This is a genomic window from Hyphomicrobium sp. GJ21, assembly GCF_001006785.1.
GTDB lineage: Bacteria > Pseudomonadota > Alphaproteobacteria > Rhizobiales > Hyphomicrobiaceae > Hyphomicrobium_B.
The window spans coordinates 1,623,227-1,637,436 of sequence record NZ_CDHO01000003.1 but is presented as its reverse complement, the minus strand read 5'-3'; the positions used below and the strand labels follow the sequence as shown (position 1 = coordinate 1,637,436).

Below are 14,210 nucleotides of genomic sequence, written 5' to 3'. Positions count from 1 at the left end.
TGGCGAGGCAATTTCGAGGCCTTGCGCGTTAGTTCTTCATGAGTTCGACATTTCCTCCGGTTGATAGCTGGCTCTATCCGAGCGAGGCCGGTCTCTTTTGTGAGCCCGGAGGTTTTTATATCGACCCGCACCGATCAGTGGATCGCGCGATCATCACGCACGGTCACAGCGACCATGCGCGCTCAGGCCACGGCTCAGTGCTCGCGACGCACGAAACGATCGAAATCATGAAAGTGCGCTATGGCGAAAATTGCGCCGGCGCATTCCAGGCGCTCAAGCTCGGTGAGACGATCACGATCAATGGCGTCGGCGTGCGACTTGCGCCTGCGGGCCACATTCTGGGATCGGCGCAGGTCGTCCTCGAATGGGCCGGAAAGCGCGCGGTCATCTCGGGCGACTACAAACGCGCGTTCGATCCGACGTGTACCCCCTTTGAGCTCGTGCCGTGCGATGTCTTCGTAACCGAGGCGACATTCGCGCTGCCCGTGTTCCGCCACGAGAAAGCGGCGCACGAGGTTGAAAAACTCTTGGGCTCGATGGCTGCCGAACCAGATCGCACGCATCTCATCGGCGCGTACAATCTCGGCAAATGCCAGCGCATGATTCGCGTCATCCGTGACGCCGGATATTCCGAGCCGATCTATCTGCACGGCGCCGTCATCGCATTGACCGAGCTTTACATGCGGCTTGGCGTCGATCTCGGAGACGTGCGGCCCGCCACAACGGAAGATGCGAAATCGCTCAGCGGCGGCATCGTGATGTGTCCGCCGTCGGCGCTCGGCGATCGCTGGTCTCGGCGCTTCGGTGATCCGGTCAACGCGTTTGCGAGCGGCTGGATGCGCGTGCGCGGGCGAGCGCGCCAGCACGGCGTCGAGCTGCCTCTCGTCGTTTCCGATCACGTCGATTGGCCAGAGCTGATCAAGACCGTGACGGACGTCGGCGCGGAAGAAATCTGGGTGACGCACGGCCGCGAAGATGCGCTCGTCCACTATCTCGCGACGCGAGGCATCAAGGCCCGCGCGCTAGCGCTAGTCGGGCGCGAGGAGGAGGCCGAATAGTCATGCGCGCGTTCGCCCGCCTGCTCGACTGTCTCGTCTATACGCAAAGCCGCAATCGCAAAACGGCGCTGCTCGCGCGTTATTTCCGGTCGACGCCTGATCCGGATCGCGGCTGGGCCCTGGCGGCGCTGACGGACGGAATTCCGATCCGCTTGCCGCTGCGGCGCATGGTGGGCGATCTCACTGGCCGTTTCATCGATCCCATTCTGTATCAGCTTTCGCGTGATTACGTCGGCGACACGGCGGAGACCGTCGCGCTGCTCTGGCCGGACGAGCCGGTGGATTTGACGCGCGTAGAGACTACCTCCGCTGATCCTTCACCGCATGGAGCGGAACGAGAGGAGGAATCCGCTGTCCCCTCGACGACGAGAGGGCGGGCGCGGCGTGAAAAGCTCGACGATAAAGCGCAGCAACTGTCTCTGGATTTCACCCCCACCCCTGCCCCCTCCCCGCAAGGGGGAGGGGAAAAAGAGATCGCGCCTTTAGCGCGCAAAGAACATAAGCAGGAGCGTCGCGCGATCGCTGCGAACGCGGCTGATGAGCGATCGCAAGACGACATGCGTTCAGCATCTCAACCGCGCTCAGAGATCACAGATCGGGCATGGGCCGACGTGGGACACAATTCGGGAGAGCCGGCGTATCTCTCGCTTGGAAACGTCATCGACGAAATGGCGAACGGGACGGCGGCCGAACGTACCGTGCGTCTCGGGCAGTTCCTGAATGCGCTCGATGCTTCGGGGCGATGGGCGCTTCTGAAGTTGCTCGGCGGCGCTCCGCGTGTCGGCGTTTCGGCGCGTCTCGCACGCGCGGCGTTGGCGGAAGCCTACGGACGCGACGTTTCCGAGATCGAGGAAATCTGGCACGCGCTGGAGCCGCCGTACCTCGATCTCTTCGCGTGGCTCGACGGCAAAGCCGAGCGTCCCGATCCCGGTTTGAAGCCGGTGTTTCGTCCCGTCATGCTCGCGCATCCAGTCGAAGAAGAGGATTGGCCGAAGCTTGCGCCCGAAGATTTCGTCGCGGAATGGAAATGGGACGGCATCCGCGTGCAGATCTCGGCGCGCGGCGGCGACGTGCGCATGTTCTCGCGCCAGGGTGACGACATCTCGGGGACCTTTCCGGAAATTCGCAGCGCCTTCCAAGGCCACGATTGCGTCGTGGACGGAGAATTGCTGATCATGCGCGATGGCGAGATCGCGCCGTTCAACGACTTGCAGCAGCGTCTCAACCGCAAAGTCGTGACGGCGAAAATGATGACGGCCTTCCCGCCGCACGTCAGGCTGTACGATCTGCTGTTCGATGGGCCGGAGGATTTGCGCGCGCTGCCGTTCAGCGAGCGCCGGGCGCGGCTCGAGACGTGGCATGCGCGAGAGCATCCGCGATTGACCGACGTGTCGCCGCTCGTCGCGTTCGAAACGTTCGAAGATCTCAACGTGCTCTGGTCGTCGTCGCGCGCCGAGGGCATCGAAGGATTGATGCTGAAGCGCCGCGACAGCGTGTATCAAGCGGGCCGGATCAAGGGCCAATGGTGGAAATGGAAGCGCGCCGCGCTGACGCTCGATTGCGTGCTGATGTACGCGCAGCGTGGATCGGGCAAGCGGTCGTCGTACTATTCCGACTACACGTTCGGTGTCTGGCAGGAGGATGCCGGCGGAGAGCGTCAGCTCGTGCCCGTCGGCAAAGCGTATTCCGGCTTCACCGACGAAGAGCTGCTGCTTCTCGACCGTTGGATCAGAAACAACACCGTCGAGACTTTTGGGCCGGTTCGCGCCGTCGCGCCTGGCATCGTGTTCGAGGTGGCATTCGATGCGGTGCATGCGTCGACGCGGCACAAGTCGGGTGTGGCGATGCGCTTTCCGCGCATTCACCGCATTCGCTGGGATAAGCCCGCGGCGGAGGCCGACACGCTGGAGACGGTTCTTCGCCTTGTGAGCGGCAGTTCGGATGCTGCTGCTGAAAGCGCAGCTGACATCGAGGAACGCTGATCGCTTTGTCCTAATCGGCAAAGGTCGGCACCGAGCTAAGCCTGTCAAAAACACGATATTGAGCCTTCTCAATCCGCAAAAAATTCGATCGCCGCTCAAATCACGCTCAGTCCGATTCCCCCCACCCCTAACCCCTCCCCGCGAGGGGGAGGGGAATTGGAGTTGAGGCCTCGGGTCATCCGATGAGCACAACGGCGATTGCAAGACGGGGGGCGCCGCACGTCTCCCCTCCCCTGAGGAGAGGGAATTAGAGTTGAGGGGGAAAGACACGGGAGGCTCTGGCGGCCTAGCGGCCTCGGGCATCGCATGATGCGGATGGGCTTCAGGACGGGCTTCACTTCGGGCCTCGCGGTGGCCGAAAAACTGGATAATCCTTGTAAATACGGGTTTTCTGCTGTACCGACGCGCTTTCCCTGATTTACGGATTCCGTTAATTCCGATGCGTAATTAGGATTACGTAGTCGGTCCCGAATTTCCCCTTTGCGAGCCGTGACTTATGACCAAAGCCAAGCCGTTAGTCGGAATCATCATGGGCAGCCAGTCGGACTGGCCGACGATGAAACACGCCGCCGACGTGCTGGGCGATCTCGGCGTTGCCTATGAGACGAAGATCGTCTCGGCGCATCGGACGCCCGAGCGGCTCTATTCGTTCGCCAAGGGCGCGAAGGCGGCGGGTCTCAAAGTGATCATCGCGGGTGCGGGCGGCGCGGCGCATCTGCCAGGCATGACAGCCTCGATGACGACGCTTCCGGTGCTCGGCGTGCCGGTCGAGAGCAAGGCGCTCAAAGGCCAGGACAGCCTCTATTCGATCGTGCAGATGCCGGCCGGCGTGCCCGTCGGAACGCTCGCGATCGGTGACGCTGGTGCAAAGAACGCCGGGCTTCTCGCGGCGCAGATTCTGGCGTTGGCGGACGAAGCGCTGGCGGGGCGGCTCGAGGACTGGCGGCGGCGGCATACCTCGGAAGTTGCCGAGACGCCGGCGCAAGGATGACAGCCAACGCCATGACTGCACTTCCTCCCGGTTCGACGATCGGAATCCTCGGCGGCGGACAGCTCGGCCGCATGCTGGCGTTGGCTGCGGCGCGGCTCGGATTCAGATCACATATCTACGCACCGGAAGCCGACAGCCCGGCGTTCGAGGTCGCGGCGGCGCATACGATCGCGGCCTATGAAGATGAAACCCAACTCGCGGCATTCGCGAAGGCCATCGACGTCGCGACGTATGAGTTCGAAAACATCCCTGTTGCAACTGTCGAGTTCCTATCGCGGCAGATCCCTGTTCGGCCCGGCGCGAAGGCTTTGGCGTGCGCGCAGGACCGGCTCAACGAAAAGTCGCTGGCACGCGAGCTTGGCGCGGTAACGGCGGAATTCGCGACGATCGACAGCCTCGCCGATCTCGAAAATGCGCTCGACGGCGGGTTCGCCATTCCGTCCGTTCTGAAGACGCGCCGCTTCGGCTACGACGGCAAGGGACAAGCGAAAATCCTCACGCGCAAAGATGCGGCCGCAGCGTGGGCCGCGATGCGCGATGCGCCGTCGATCCTTGAGTCCTTCGTCGACTTTCGCGCGGAAGTTTCGATTGTCGCGGCGCGCGCGGCCGACGGAACGTTCGCGGCCTTCGACGTCACCGAGAACGAGCATCGCAATCACATTCTGCATCGCTCGGTCGCCCCGGCGCGGCTTGCGCCGGATGTCGCTGATGAGGCAATCGGGACGGCGCGGAAGATTGCGGAGCGGCTGGACTACGTCGGCGTGTTCGCGATCGAGTTCTTCGTCGTTTCCGACAACGACCGCGATCGTCTGTTCGTGAACGAGATGGCGCCGCGCGTGCACAATTCCGGGCACTGGACGATCGACGGGGCGCTTACCTCGCAGTTCGAACAGCATATCCGCGCCGTTGCCGGCTGGCCGCTTGGGGCGACGGACCTCAAGGCGGCAGGCGCCGAGATGATCAACCTGATCGGCGATGACATTCTGGCGTGGTCCGAGATTGCGGCTACGCCCGGCTCGTTCCTTCATCATTATGGAAAGAAGGACGTCCGCCCGGGCCGGAAGATGGGGCACGTCAACCGGCTCCTGACAGCCGCTCAGGGCTGAGGCAGCCTGCAGCTGGCTGGCCGTGGCCCTGCAAAACGGCCCTGGAATAGCTGCGCCTCCCCGCGTTCGCCCCGATTGCCAATCTTCACCGTGTTTGCTAGAAGGGCCGGAGAAATCCACGCTAGCTCTGGTGGCGAAGCCCCGGAGCTGGTGTTTTTGTGCATTCAAACCGTCGAAATTCTATAGAGGATACAACCGCTTGCAGGTTCTCGTTCGCGATAACAATGTTGATCAGGCTCTGAAGGCGCTCAAGAAAAAGCTGCAGCGCGAGGGCGTCTTCCGTGAAATGAAGCTTCGCGGACATTTTGAGAAACCTTCCGAGAAGAGAGCGCGCGAAAAGGCGGAAGCCGTGCGCCGCGCCCGCAAGCTGGCTCGCAAGAAACTGCAGCGCGAAGGTCTTCTGCCGAGCAAGCCGGCGACGGCTCGCGGTGGTCCGGGCGGCAAAGGCGGCACGGGTGCTGGTCGTGGTCCGGGCGCCGGTGGCGCGGGCGGCGGTTTCCGCGGCGGCCAGTCGAGCGGCGGGTTCAACAGCGGCAGCAGCAGCGGCGGCAGCAGCTTCTGAGACGTCCGATACTTCTGTACGGAATTTGAAAGGCTCGCGAATTTCGCGGGCCTTTTATTTTGCGCTCAATTATTTGGCGCTCATTGCGGGGCGGCGGTCGCCTGCGCGGCGCGCAGCTTGTCGATCCAGCCGTTGATGATCGCAAACGTCGTCTCGTCGTGCACCGCGTGTCCGACGCCCGGAAGCGTGACGATTTCCTTCGGCTCGTTGGCGGCCGCGAACAGACGCCGACCCATCCCGACCGGCACGACGTCGTCGGCTTCGCCGTGCACGACGAAGATCGGCGTGTGTACGTCGCGGATGTAACGCAGCGACTCGTAGCGATCCTTCAGCAGCAAGCTGACCGGCAGCCACGGATAGAATTGCTCGGCGAGATCCACCATTGACGTGAAGGGGCTGTCGAGGATCACGCCCGAGACTTTCTTGTCGGTCGCGACCTGCGCGGCGACACCGGTGCCGAGCGACTCTCCATAAAGAATGACGTCGCGCGGGCTGACGCCTTCGTTGAGCAGCGCGTCGTAAGCGAGTTTGGCGTCCGCGACGTTCGCCACTTCCGACGGCGATCCCGTCGAGCCGCTGTAGCCGCGATAGGACAGCATGAAGATGCCGCGTCCGCGATTGAGATAGCGGCGGATGCTCGCGCTCCGATATTCGAGCGCGCCGCCGTTGCCATGAAAATAGAGAAGCGTCGGCTGCCCGGGCTGCGCCTTGCCGTACCAGGCGATCAGCTTTTCGCCATCGGGAGTCTTGAGGATGCGCTCGGCAACATCGGGAAGCCCGGCCGCCTGCGGAAGCGTGCGGGATGGCTCCGGAAAATAGATGAAGCGGCGTTGGGCATAGTACATCACTGTAGAGGCGACCGCGTAAAGTCCGACAGCGATGATGATGATGGTCTTGAGCAAGACTGCGCCTCAGGCTGCCGCAGCGCGGAATTCAAATTCAGATCGTCGGTGTTCACAAGGAGTCCTATCGCACCAAATACCCGATCCGGTTCCCGCAACGCTCGCGAATGGCTTCCAACGCCGCAAAAATATCGAGGCCATGCATCGGCACGCCGGTTTCCATGACCAGTTGCTGATTTTGACGTTGCAGTTCGAGATAAATGGGTTCGGCCGTCTTGTGAAGCATCGCGACGACGGCGACGGTTTTCCGCGGCATGTTCGAGGGCACGCGCGGGAACACCGACGATAGCGTCTGCTTCGCGCTTTCGGAGAAATGCGATGAGAGGCGCCCAAGCAAAGAGACGAGCCTGATCGCAGACGTTTCCTCGAAACGATAGTTGTAGCGCTCCATCCACTCGAAAATCTTGTCCATCGTGAAATCCTGCAGCCGGATATTGGCCGTCTCACGATAGTCCTGCCATTCGGCGACGAGATCGAAGCTCGATTCCATGTCGATGTCGGCGGGCGCGAACGTCATATCGGTTGCAACGCCGACGCGATCGAGAAAATCGCGGTTCTTGCGACCGATGTGCGTCGGATACTTCGGCAGAATGACGCCGCCTTCGCTCGCCTGCGAAAATGCGAGCCGCACCAGCTTCGAGCAGAAGAGATTGCGCGTCTCGTCCGTGCGCATCGAGAAGTCGTACAGGATGCGCTTGCCACCTCTGACGCGCGAGGCCGCGACGTAGTCGAAAATCGATTTCGCCGCGCGGGCCGCGAAGTCGGCATCGCGATTACGGTAAAGCACGGCGCGCACGATGTTGTGGTCGAGCGCCTTGCCGAGCGGATTGATGATCGCGCCGTCCTCGATCAGGCTTTCCACCATCCAATGGCTGCCCTGCTCGTCGATGTGAACGATGCCGATATGGCTGAACTGGCTGTCGACGTCCCCGATGCGTGCGATGGCGGCGCTGTTGTGCGCGCGCCCGCGAACGAGAATGACGTCGCCCGACTGGAAGGCCACGGACCTGCCGTCGCGATAGAAAGCGTAGTTGATCAGGGTGTTGTTTTCTTCGCCGGTGAAGCCGCGCAGCAGATAGCCCGGGTCGCTGGTATTCGGCTCCATGCTCGCGATTTCGCCGAGCATATCCGACACATAGCGCAGCACCCGGAAGACGTCGCGAAAGCCCTGGACGGCGGTGGGCGTCATCAGGCCCAGCATTTCGTAATGCGCGAGTTTCTCGCGCAGGCCGACGCGCAGGTCGAAGATCCGGTACATGACGGCGGGCGCGACCCTTGCGATGCTTACGACGTCATAGTCGTCGAAGCGGGCGGCGGCGGCCTGTTCGTAGATGCAGTTCAGGTTGCGTTCGAGGAGCGCCGAACTGGTGACAGGCGAAGCAGCAAGGATCTCGATGCGCTCAAGATCATTTTCGAATGACGACGACGCCACGGGAGCCAACACGCAAAACCCTCAACCACGGAACGCTGCGCTTATAGCAGACCAAGACAGCTGTCGCGCAGGGTGTGCAGCGATGGCTGCACACCTGTTGCAGATCAGCCCCGGACGGCGCGCAGAAGGTCCTAATGGGAGAGCGCTTTAACAATCTCTTCCGTCATTTTCTTGGCGTCGCCAAGGACCATGACGGTATTGTCGCGGTAGAAGACCGGGTTGTCGATACCCGCGTAGCCGGATGCCAGCGAGCGCTTGTTGAAGAACACGGTCCCGGCTTTCCAGACCTGCAGGACGGGCATTCCGTAGATCGGAGAGGTCTTGTCCTCTTCCGCCGCCGGGTTGACCACGTCGTTGGCACCGATGACGTAGACGGCGTCGGCCTGGGAGAACTCGCTGTTGATGTCTTCCAGCTCGAAGACCTCGTCGTAGGGGACGTTGGCTTCCGCCAGCAGCACGTTCATGTGGCCGGGCATACGTCCCGCGACCGGGTGGATGGCGTATTTGACCTCGACGCCCTTCTTCTTCAGGGCATCGGCCATTTCGCGAAGGGCGTGCTGGGCTTGGGCGACCGCCATGCCGTAGCCCGGGACGATGATGACCTTGCCCGCGTTGCCGAGCACGTAGGCGGCGTCTTCGGCCGATCCGAGCTTGACGGGCTTCTGCTCGCCGCCACCTGCGGCCGCTGCCGTCTCACCGCCGAAGCCACCGGCGATGACCGACAGGAACTGCCGGTTCATGCCCTTACACATGATGTAGGACAGGATGGCACCGGACGAGCCGACGAGCGCGCCGGTGATGATGAGCGCGATGTTGCCGAGCGTGAAGCCGATGCCGGCCGCCGCCCATCCCGAATACGAGTTCAGCATCGAGATGACGACCGGCATGTCGGCGCCGCCGATCGGGATGATGATCAGGATGCCGACCAGCAAGGAGAGAAGCACGATCAGCCAGAAGAGGAACGCCGATCCGCCGGACTGGATGAAGCTGTAGATTACGAAAATCAGGATCAGGCCCAGCGCCGCATTGATGAGGTGGCGCGCGGGAAGAAGGATCGGCTTGCCCGACATACGTCCAGACAGTTTCGCGAACGCGATCACCGAGCCTGTGAACGTGATGGCGCCGATGGCGACACCGAGCGCCATTTCGAACAGGCTGCCACCCTTGATGCCGAGCGCGGGATTGGCGGGATCGACCAAAATTCCGAACGCCGACGGCGCGTAGAGGGCGCTCGCCGCAACGAACACGGCGGCAAGACCGACGAGCGAATGGAAGGCCGCGATCAGCTCGGGCATCATCGTCATCGGGATTTCGCGCGCCGTCTTGGCGCCGATGAAGCCGCCGATGCCGAGGCCGAGAACGATCAGGATCCAGGATGTCGCCGTCGGCGCCGCGAGGCCGAGCGTCGTCAGGATGGCCAGCGTCATGCCGATGATGCCGAACAGGTTGCCCTGTCGCGAAGTCGCAGGGCTCGACAAGCCTCTCAGCGCCAGAATGAAGAGCACGCCCGCGGCGAGGTAGGATAATGCGGCGACGTTGGCGCTCATGACGGTATCCTTTGACGGCAGGGGATTTCGGAGTTCATGGCGGAGGTGCGCATCAGTTCAGCGCCTCCGTGCGGCTCTCGGGAAATTCTTCAGCGACAAAACTCGGGTAAGCTTCGCGCAGAAGCGCGATCTGCTGTTGTTCGCTGACCCGCACGAGATACCAAGTCTCGCCGTCGATCAGCGCCAGGGTGTGCGTCGAGACTTTGAAGCGCTTGCCATCGATTGCGATCGCAACCTCGGTCGGGATCAGAGCATAGGGCTCGCCTTGCGGCGTCTCTTTGAACGCTGCGTTCTGGACGTCCATGCTGAACGCCTCGAACGGAGCTTCGTCCATCGCCGATTTCAGGAGTTGCAGCATTGTTTCGCGAATGACCGCGGCGTCGACATTGGATTTCTTGGCGAGAAGGTCGAAAATTCTCGGCGGCACGGTTTGCGAAATGCGGTCGATGTTGGCGGACTTGATGGCACCGTTGAAATCGCTGACCGTCGCCGACAGCGACGCCTTCTCGGCATCGTTCAGCCCGCGCGCATGGCTTGCGCCGGCCAGCGCCAGCGTGAAGGCGATGGCCGCGCCAATGATGCGGAAAATCGCGCCAAGCCCGGTCATTTCTTCGGGGCGTCTTTCTTCTTGTACATGGAGAGCATGCGATTGGTGACGAGGAAGCCGCCGAAGATGTTCACGGACGCCATCATCAGTGCGAGGAAACCGAAAATCTTGGCCACCACGCTGTCGGCGGCCGTCAGCGAGACGCCCACAGCCAGCAAGGCGCCGACGACGATGACGGAAGAAATCGCGTTGGTGACGCTCATCAGCGGCGTGTGCAGCGCCGGGGTCACCGACCAGACCACGTAGTAGCCGACGAAGATCGCGATCACGAAGACCATGAATTCATAGACTGCGGGGCTGACGGGACCGCCGCCCTCCGATGCGAAGGCCGCGGTCGGCAGCAACAGCGCCGCGATCAGCGCGGGAAGAAAAGCGCGCCCTTTGGGGGTTGGGTGAAGCGCCTGGAGAGATGGTCCCTTCGGCATTTTGACACTCCAAATGATCGTTCGAACGGCGTGTTTCGTAGCGTTTGAGCCCTTGACCGAGCCCTCGCCGCGAAAGCGAAGGACTTACGGCGGCGGCTCGAGTTCTAGCTTGCTTGCGTCTGCAGGTTGGGATGGACGATCTGGCCGCCCTTGGCGACGAGCGTGCCCTTGATCAGCTCGTCATCCCAATTGACCGCCAGCGTCTTTTCTTTCTTGTCGAACATCGTGCCGTCGAGGAAGGCCAAGAGGTTCTTGGCGTAGAGGCTCGAGGCGTTGACGGCGATGCTGCCCGCCAGATTGAGGGGCGCGAAAATCCTGACGCCGTTCGGCGTCTCGATCGTCTTGCCGGGCTCAGTCAGCTCGGTATTGCCACCACGCTCGGCTGCAAGGTCGACGATCACAGCGCCGGGCTTCATGCTCTCGATCATGGCGCGCGAAATGAGCTTCGGCGCCGGGCGGCCGGGGATCAGTGCCGTCGTTATGACGAGATCCTGGTTCTTCACGTGCTGAGCGACGAGCTCGGCCTGCTTAGCCTGATATTCCGGGCTCATCGGCTTGGCGTAACCGGCTGCGGTCTGCGCCTGCTTGAACTCTTCGTCCTCGACCGCGATGAACTTCGCGCCGAGCGACTGAACCTGCTCTTTGGTTGCAGGTCGAACGTCCGTTGCGGTCACCTGCGCACCGAGGCGGCGCGCCGTGGCGATCGCCTGCAGACCGGCGACGCCGACGCCCATGATGAACGCCTTCGCTGCCGGCACGGTGCCGGCGGGCGTCATCATCATCGGCAAGGCCTGTCCGAACATCGCGGCACCGTCGACGACGGCCTTGTAGCCGGCGAGGTTCGCCTGGCTGGAGAGCACGTCCATCGACTGGGCGCGCGTCGTTCTCGGCATGAATTCCATCGAGAAGACCGTCGCGCCGGTGCCCGCGAGCGCCGCCAGCGCCGAGCGATCTCCGTACGGATCAATCATCGCGGCAACGATGGCACCGGGCTTCAATGCGGCGACATCCTCGATACTTGGCCGACGAACGGCGAGGAGAATGTCCGCGCCGTGAATGGCTTCCGAACGCGTTACGACATCTGCCCCAGCGGCCCGATAGGCGTCATCGGAGAAGCGCGATCTCGCTCCGGCACCCGATTCGATACGCACCTTGGCGCCAAGAGCGGTGAGTTTCTTCACCGTATCGGGCGAAACCGCAATGCGCGGTTCGTCCGCCGATTCACTGGTGACAGCTATCGTGACCATGTCTCAGCCCAATTGAAGTGATGTGGCCGGAAGCCGGGATCAAAAAGGGCAGAACCCGCGAGAGCCTGCCCTGCATGAATTCTCTTGGGTGGCCGGATGGGCCTCAAACCAAGAAGATTTTCATGCCGAGAAGTATAAGCGCCGCGGCTATGACGGCATACTTCGCGAAACGAAGGAAACCGGCGTAGGTTTTCTGATGCTCGGCGTAGTCCATGGCAGAGTGGCCGTTTGAATAGTCGACACTCACGTTTCGTCTCCCCAGATGCGGTTCGCCAAATTTGTTATCCGGTTGGTACCTGAAGACATCGTAGGCTTCAAGTCACACGCGCCCCTGACTTTCGGTCCATACCCCCAGTCCGGCCTCAACGTGGGGTAAAAACGGCCATGGATCGAATAGAGGCCCTCAATATCGGGCCATTTTAGATTGCGACCTGGGTCCCGACCTCGACGACACGGTCGGTCGGGATCTGGAAGTACGTCGTCGCATCCTCGGCGCTGGCGGCCAGGAGGATGAACAGGCGCTCCTGCCAGCGCGGCAACTCGGACTTGGGCGTCTTGCGCAGGGATCGGCGCGAAAGGAAGAACGAGGTCGCGCCGATGTCGATGTTGCAGTCCTTGCGGCGGGCGTGCTCGAGGATCTTCGGCACGCTGGGCGTTTCCATGAAGCCGTAGCGGGCAACGATCCGGATGAAGTGATCGGAGACGCGCTCGATCGTAATCCGCTCGTGACGCGCGACGCGCGGCGTTTCCACCGTGCGAATGGAGAGCAGAATATTGCGCTCGTGCATGACGCGATTGTGCTTCAGGTTGTGCATCATCGATGTCGGAGCGGCATAAGGGTCGCCCGTCAGAAACACCGCCGTTCCAGGAACGCGGTGCGGAGGCTTGGCTTCCAGCTTGCGGACGAGCCAATCGAGATCGGCCTCGTTGCGTTTCGTCAGCTTAGCCAGCAGCTTGGTGCCCTTGACCCAGCTGAACATGATGATCGCCAGCATCGCGGCGATGACGAGGGGCACCCAGCCGCCTTCGAACAGCTTCAGCAGGTTGGCCGAGAAGAAGGCCTGCTCGATCATCAGCAGCGGAATGACGACCAGGGCGACGCGCCAGAGCGGCCACCGCCAGCACTTCCAGATCACGAAGAAGGCCATCAGCGTGTCGATGACCATCGCGGCCGTAACCGACACACCATACGCCGCGGCGAGATTGGACGACGTGCGGAACGCGAAGATGACCATCACGACGAAGATGAAAAGTATCCAGTTGACGCGGGGAATATAAATCTGGCCCGCGACGCTCTCTGACGTGTGACGGATCTCGAAGCGTGGGATGAGGCCAAGCTGAATGGCCTGCCGCGTCAACGAGAATGCGCCCGTAATGACGGCCTGACAGGCGATCACGGTCGCGAACGTCGACAGGATCAGCATCGGGACAAGCGCGTATTGCGGATAGAGCCGGTAGAACGGATTTTCGATCGCATTGGCGTCGTTCATGACGAGCGCGCCTTGACCGAAGTAGTTCAGGATCAGCGCCGGCATCACGAAATAAAGCCATGACACCGTGATCGGACGGCGGCCGAAATGGCCAAGGTCGGCGTAAAGCGCTTCGGCGCCGGTGCAGGCCAGAAACACGAGGCCCATGACCGTCAGCCCGAGCACGCCGTTGGAATAAACGAACTCGATGCCGTAGAGCGGGTTCAGAGCCAGCAGGACGTGCAGGTTGTCGGCGATGTGCATCAGGCCGCCCAACGCCAGCACGGCGAACCACAGCGCCATCACAGGCCCGAAAAATCTCGCAACTCTCGCCGTGCCGTGGGACTGCATCCAGAACAGGCCCGTCAGCACCACTAGAGCCACCGGAATGACGGCAACCTCGAATTGCGGTGCGATGAGCCGCAGGCCTTCGACCGCAGAGAGCACAGAAATTGCGGGCGTGATGACTGCGTCGCCGTAAAAGAACGAAGCTCCGGCGATCCCGAGAGCGCCGAGCAACGGCGCGCTGCGGCGGGCCACTGTCTGGCCGAGGGCCATCAGGGCGAACATGCCGCCCTCGCCCTTGTTGTCGGCGCGCAGCAGCAGGAGCACGTACTTGATCGTGACGACCAAGGTCATGCTCCAGAAGATCAGCGACAGCACGCCCAGCGTCGCCTCGGCCACCGTGCCGTGATGCGACGCTGCCGTAATCGCTTCCTTGAAGGCGTACAGCGGACTCGTTCCGATGTCGCCGAAGACGACGCCAACGGAGCCTAAAGCCAACGCCCAGAAGTTCTTGTTGTCGTGGCCCTCTGCCGAACCAAAATCCGCGGCGGGAAGAGAGGCTTGCGGTTGTGCCATTCAGGCGAAACCTGTCGAAAA

The 14,210-nt window shown here is 62.2% G+C and carries 13 protein-coding genes; 5 read left to right on the top strand and 8 right to left on the bottom strand.

The features are described from left to right. Nucleotides 1–38: 38 nt before the first annotated feature. The 5 genes from HYPGJ_RS16140 to rpsU all read left to right on the top strand — a co-directional run bounded on the left by HYPGJ_RS16140 (nt 39) and on the right by rpsU (nt 5,699). Entirely contained in the window at nt 39–1,058 is a 1,020-nt protein-coding gene (locus HYPGJ_RS16140; protein ID WP_046848015.1) for a ligase-associated DNA damage response exonuclease, read from the top strand. Nucleotides 1,059–1,060: 2 nt separating this feature from the next. Continuing rightward, nucleotides 1,061–3,040 (top strand): cisplatin damage response ATP-dependent DNA ligase, encoded by a 1,980-nt coding sequence (locus HYPGJ_RS16135; RefSeq protein ID WP_046848014.1) that lies wholly within the window; start codon nt 1,061–1,063, stop codon nt 3,038–3,040. Between the two features lie 496 nt (nt 3,041–3,536). Beyond that, nucleotides 3,537–4,031, top strand: coding sequence for a 5-(carboxyamino)imidazole ribonucleotide mutase (gene purE / locus HYPGJ_RS16130; protein ID WP_013216579.1), 495 nt, complete (start codon nt 3,537–3,539; stop codon nt 4,029–4,031). Continuing rightward, on the top strand, nt 4,028–5,137 hold the full coding sequence (locus HYPGJ_RS16125; protein WP_046848013.1) for a 5-(carboxyamino)imidazole ribonucleotide synthase: 1,110 nt from the start codon (nt 4,028–4,030) through the stop codon (nt 5,135–5,137). The genes purE and HYPGJ_RS16125 overlap by 4 nt, the downstream gene beginning before the upstream one ends. Nucleotides 5,138–5,336: 199 nt before the next feature. Then, nucleotides 5,337–5,699 carry a 30S ribosomal protein S21 gene (gene rpsU, locus HYPGJ_RS16120; protein ID WP_046848012.1) on the top strand — a complete coding sequence of 121 codons (363 nt, stop codon included), beginning with the start codon at nt 5,337–5,339 and terminating at the stop codon, nt 5,697–5,699. A gap of 80 nt (nt 5,700–5,779) precedes the next feature. Here the strand turns inward: rpsU and HYPGJ_RS16115 are convergent, their stop codons facing one another. The 8 genes from HYPGJ_RS16115 to HYPGJ_RS16080 all read right to left on the bottom strand — a co-directional run bounded on the left by HYPGJ_RS16115 (nt 5,780) and on the right by HYPGJ_RS16080 (nt 14,189). Further along, a complete protein-coding gene (locus tag HYPGJ_RS16115) occupies nt 5,780–6,601 on the bottom strand; it encodes an alpha/beta hydrolase (protein ID WP_046848011.1) in 822 nt (273 codons plus the stop codon). A gap of 64 nt (nt 6,602–6,665) precedes the next feature. Then, nucleotides 6,666–8,045: a YiiX/YebB-like N1pC/P60 family cysteine hydrolase gene (locus HYPGJ_RS16110; protein WP_046848010.1), complete on the bottom strand. Its 1,380-nt coding sequence runs from the start codon at nt 8,043–8,045 to the stop codon at nt 6,666–6,668. 119 nt (nt 8,046–8,164) lie between these two features. After that, complete coding sequence (locus HYPGJ_RS16105; RefSeq protein ID WP_046848009.1) at nt 8,165–9,580, bottom strand: NAD(P)(+) transhydrogenase (Re/Si-specific) subunit beta; 1,416 nt, start codon at nt 9,578–9,580, stop codon at nt 8,165–8,167. A 52-nt stretch (nt 9,581–9,632) separates the two neighbouring features. Further along, nucleotides 9,633–10,187, bottom strand: a complete 555-nt coding sequence (locus tag HYPGJ_RS16100; RefSeq protein ID WP_046848008.1) for a hypothetical protein — start codon at nt 10,185–10,187, stop codon at nt 9,633–9,635. Beyond that, nucleotides 10,184–10,612, bottom strand: a complete 429-nt coding sequence (locus tag HYPGJ_RS16095; protein ID WP_046848007.1) for an NAD(P) transhydrogenase subunit alpha — start codon at nt 10,610–10,612, stop codon at nt 10,184–10,186. The genes HYPGJ_RS16100 and HYPGJ_RS16095 overlap by 4 nt, the downstream gene beginning before the upstream one ends. Before the next feature lie 104 nt (nt 10,613–10,716). Continuing rightward, nucleotides 10,717–11,859, bottom strand: a complete 1,143-nt coding sequence (locus tag HYPGJ_RS16090) for a Re/Si-specific NAD(P)(+) transhydrogenase subunit alpha (protein WP_046848006.1) — start codon at nt 11,857–11,859, stop codon at nt 10,717–10,719. 103 nt (nt 11,860–11,962) lie between these two features. Continuing rightward, nucleotides 11,963–12,073: an aa3-type cytochrome c oxidase subunit IV gene (locus HYPGJ_RS16085; RefSeq protein ID WP_101536143.1), complete on the bottom strand. Its 111-nt coding sequence runs from the start codon at nt 12,071–12,073 to the stop codon at nt 11,963–11,965. Between the two features lie 205 nt (nt 12,074–12,278). Next, nucleotides 12,279–14,189, bottom strand: coding sequence for a potassium transporter Kup (locus HYPGJ_RS16080; RefSeq protein WP_046848004.1), 1,911 nt, complete (start codon nt 14,187–14,189; stop codon nt 12,279–12,281). Between the last annotated feature and the right edge of the window lie 21 nt (nt 14,190–14,210).

Bases quoted from the DNA above. Each gene is read 5' to 3' on its own strand.
- HYPGJ_RS16090 (WP_046848006.1), bottom strand. From the start codon at position 11,859: ATGGTCACGATAGCTGTCACCAGTGAATCGGCGGACGAACCGCGCATT.
- purE (WP_013216579.1), top strand. From the start codon at position 3,537: ATGACCAAAGCCAAGCCGTTAGTCGGAATCATCATGGGCAGCCAGTCG.
- HYPGJ_RS16095 (WP_046848007.1), bottom strand. From the start codon at position 10,612: ATGCCGAAGGGACCATCTCTCCAGGCGCTTCACCCAACCCCCAAAGGG.
- HYPGJ_RS16100 (WP_046848008.1), bottom strand. From the start codon at position 10,187: ATGACCGGGCTTGGCGCGATTTTCCGCATCATTGGCGCGGCCATCGCC.
- HYPGJ_RS16140 (WP_046848015.1), top strand. From the start codon at position 39: ATGAGTTCGACATTTCCTCCGGTTGATAGCTGGCTCTATCCGAGCGAG.
- HYPGJ_RS16125 (WP_046848013.1), top strand. From the start codon at position 4,028: ATGACAGCCAACGCCATGACTGCACTTCCTCCCGGTTCGACGATCGGA.
- HYPGJ_RS16080 (WP_046848004.1), bottom strand. From the start codon at position 14,189: ATGGCACAACCGCAAGCCTCTCTTCCCGCCGCGGATTTTGGTTCGGCA.
- HYPGJ_RS16135 (WP_046848014.1), top strand. From the start codon at position 1,061: ATGCGCGCGTTCGCCCGCCTGCTCGACTGTCTCGTCTATACGCAAAGC.
- HYPGJ_RS16085 (WP_101536143.1), bottom strand. From the start codon at position 12,073: ATGGACTACGCCGAGCATCAGAAAACCTACGCCGGTTTCCTTCGTTTC.
- HYPGJ_RS16105 (WP_046848009.1), bottom strand. From the start codon at position 9,580: ATGAGCGCCAACGTCGCCGCATTATCCTACCTCGCCGCGGGCGTGCTC.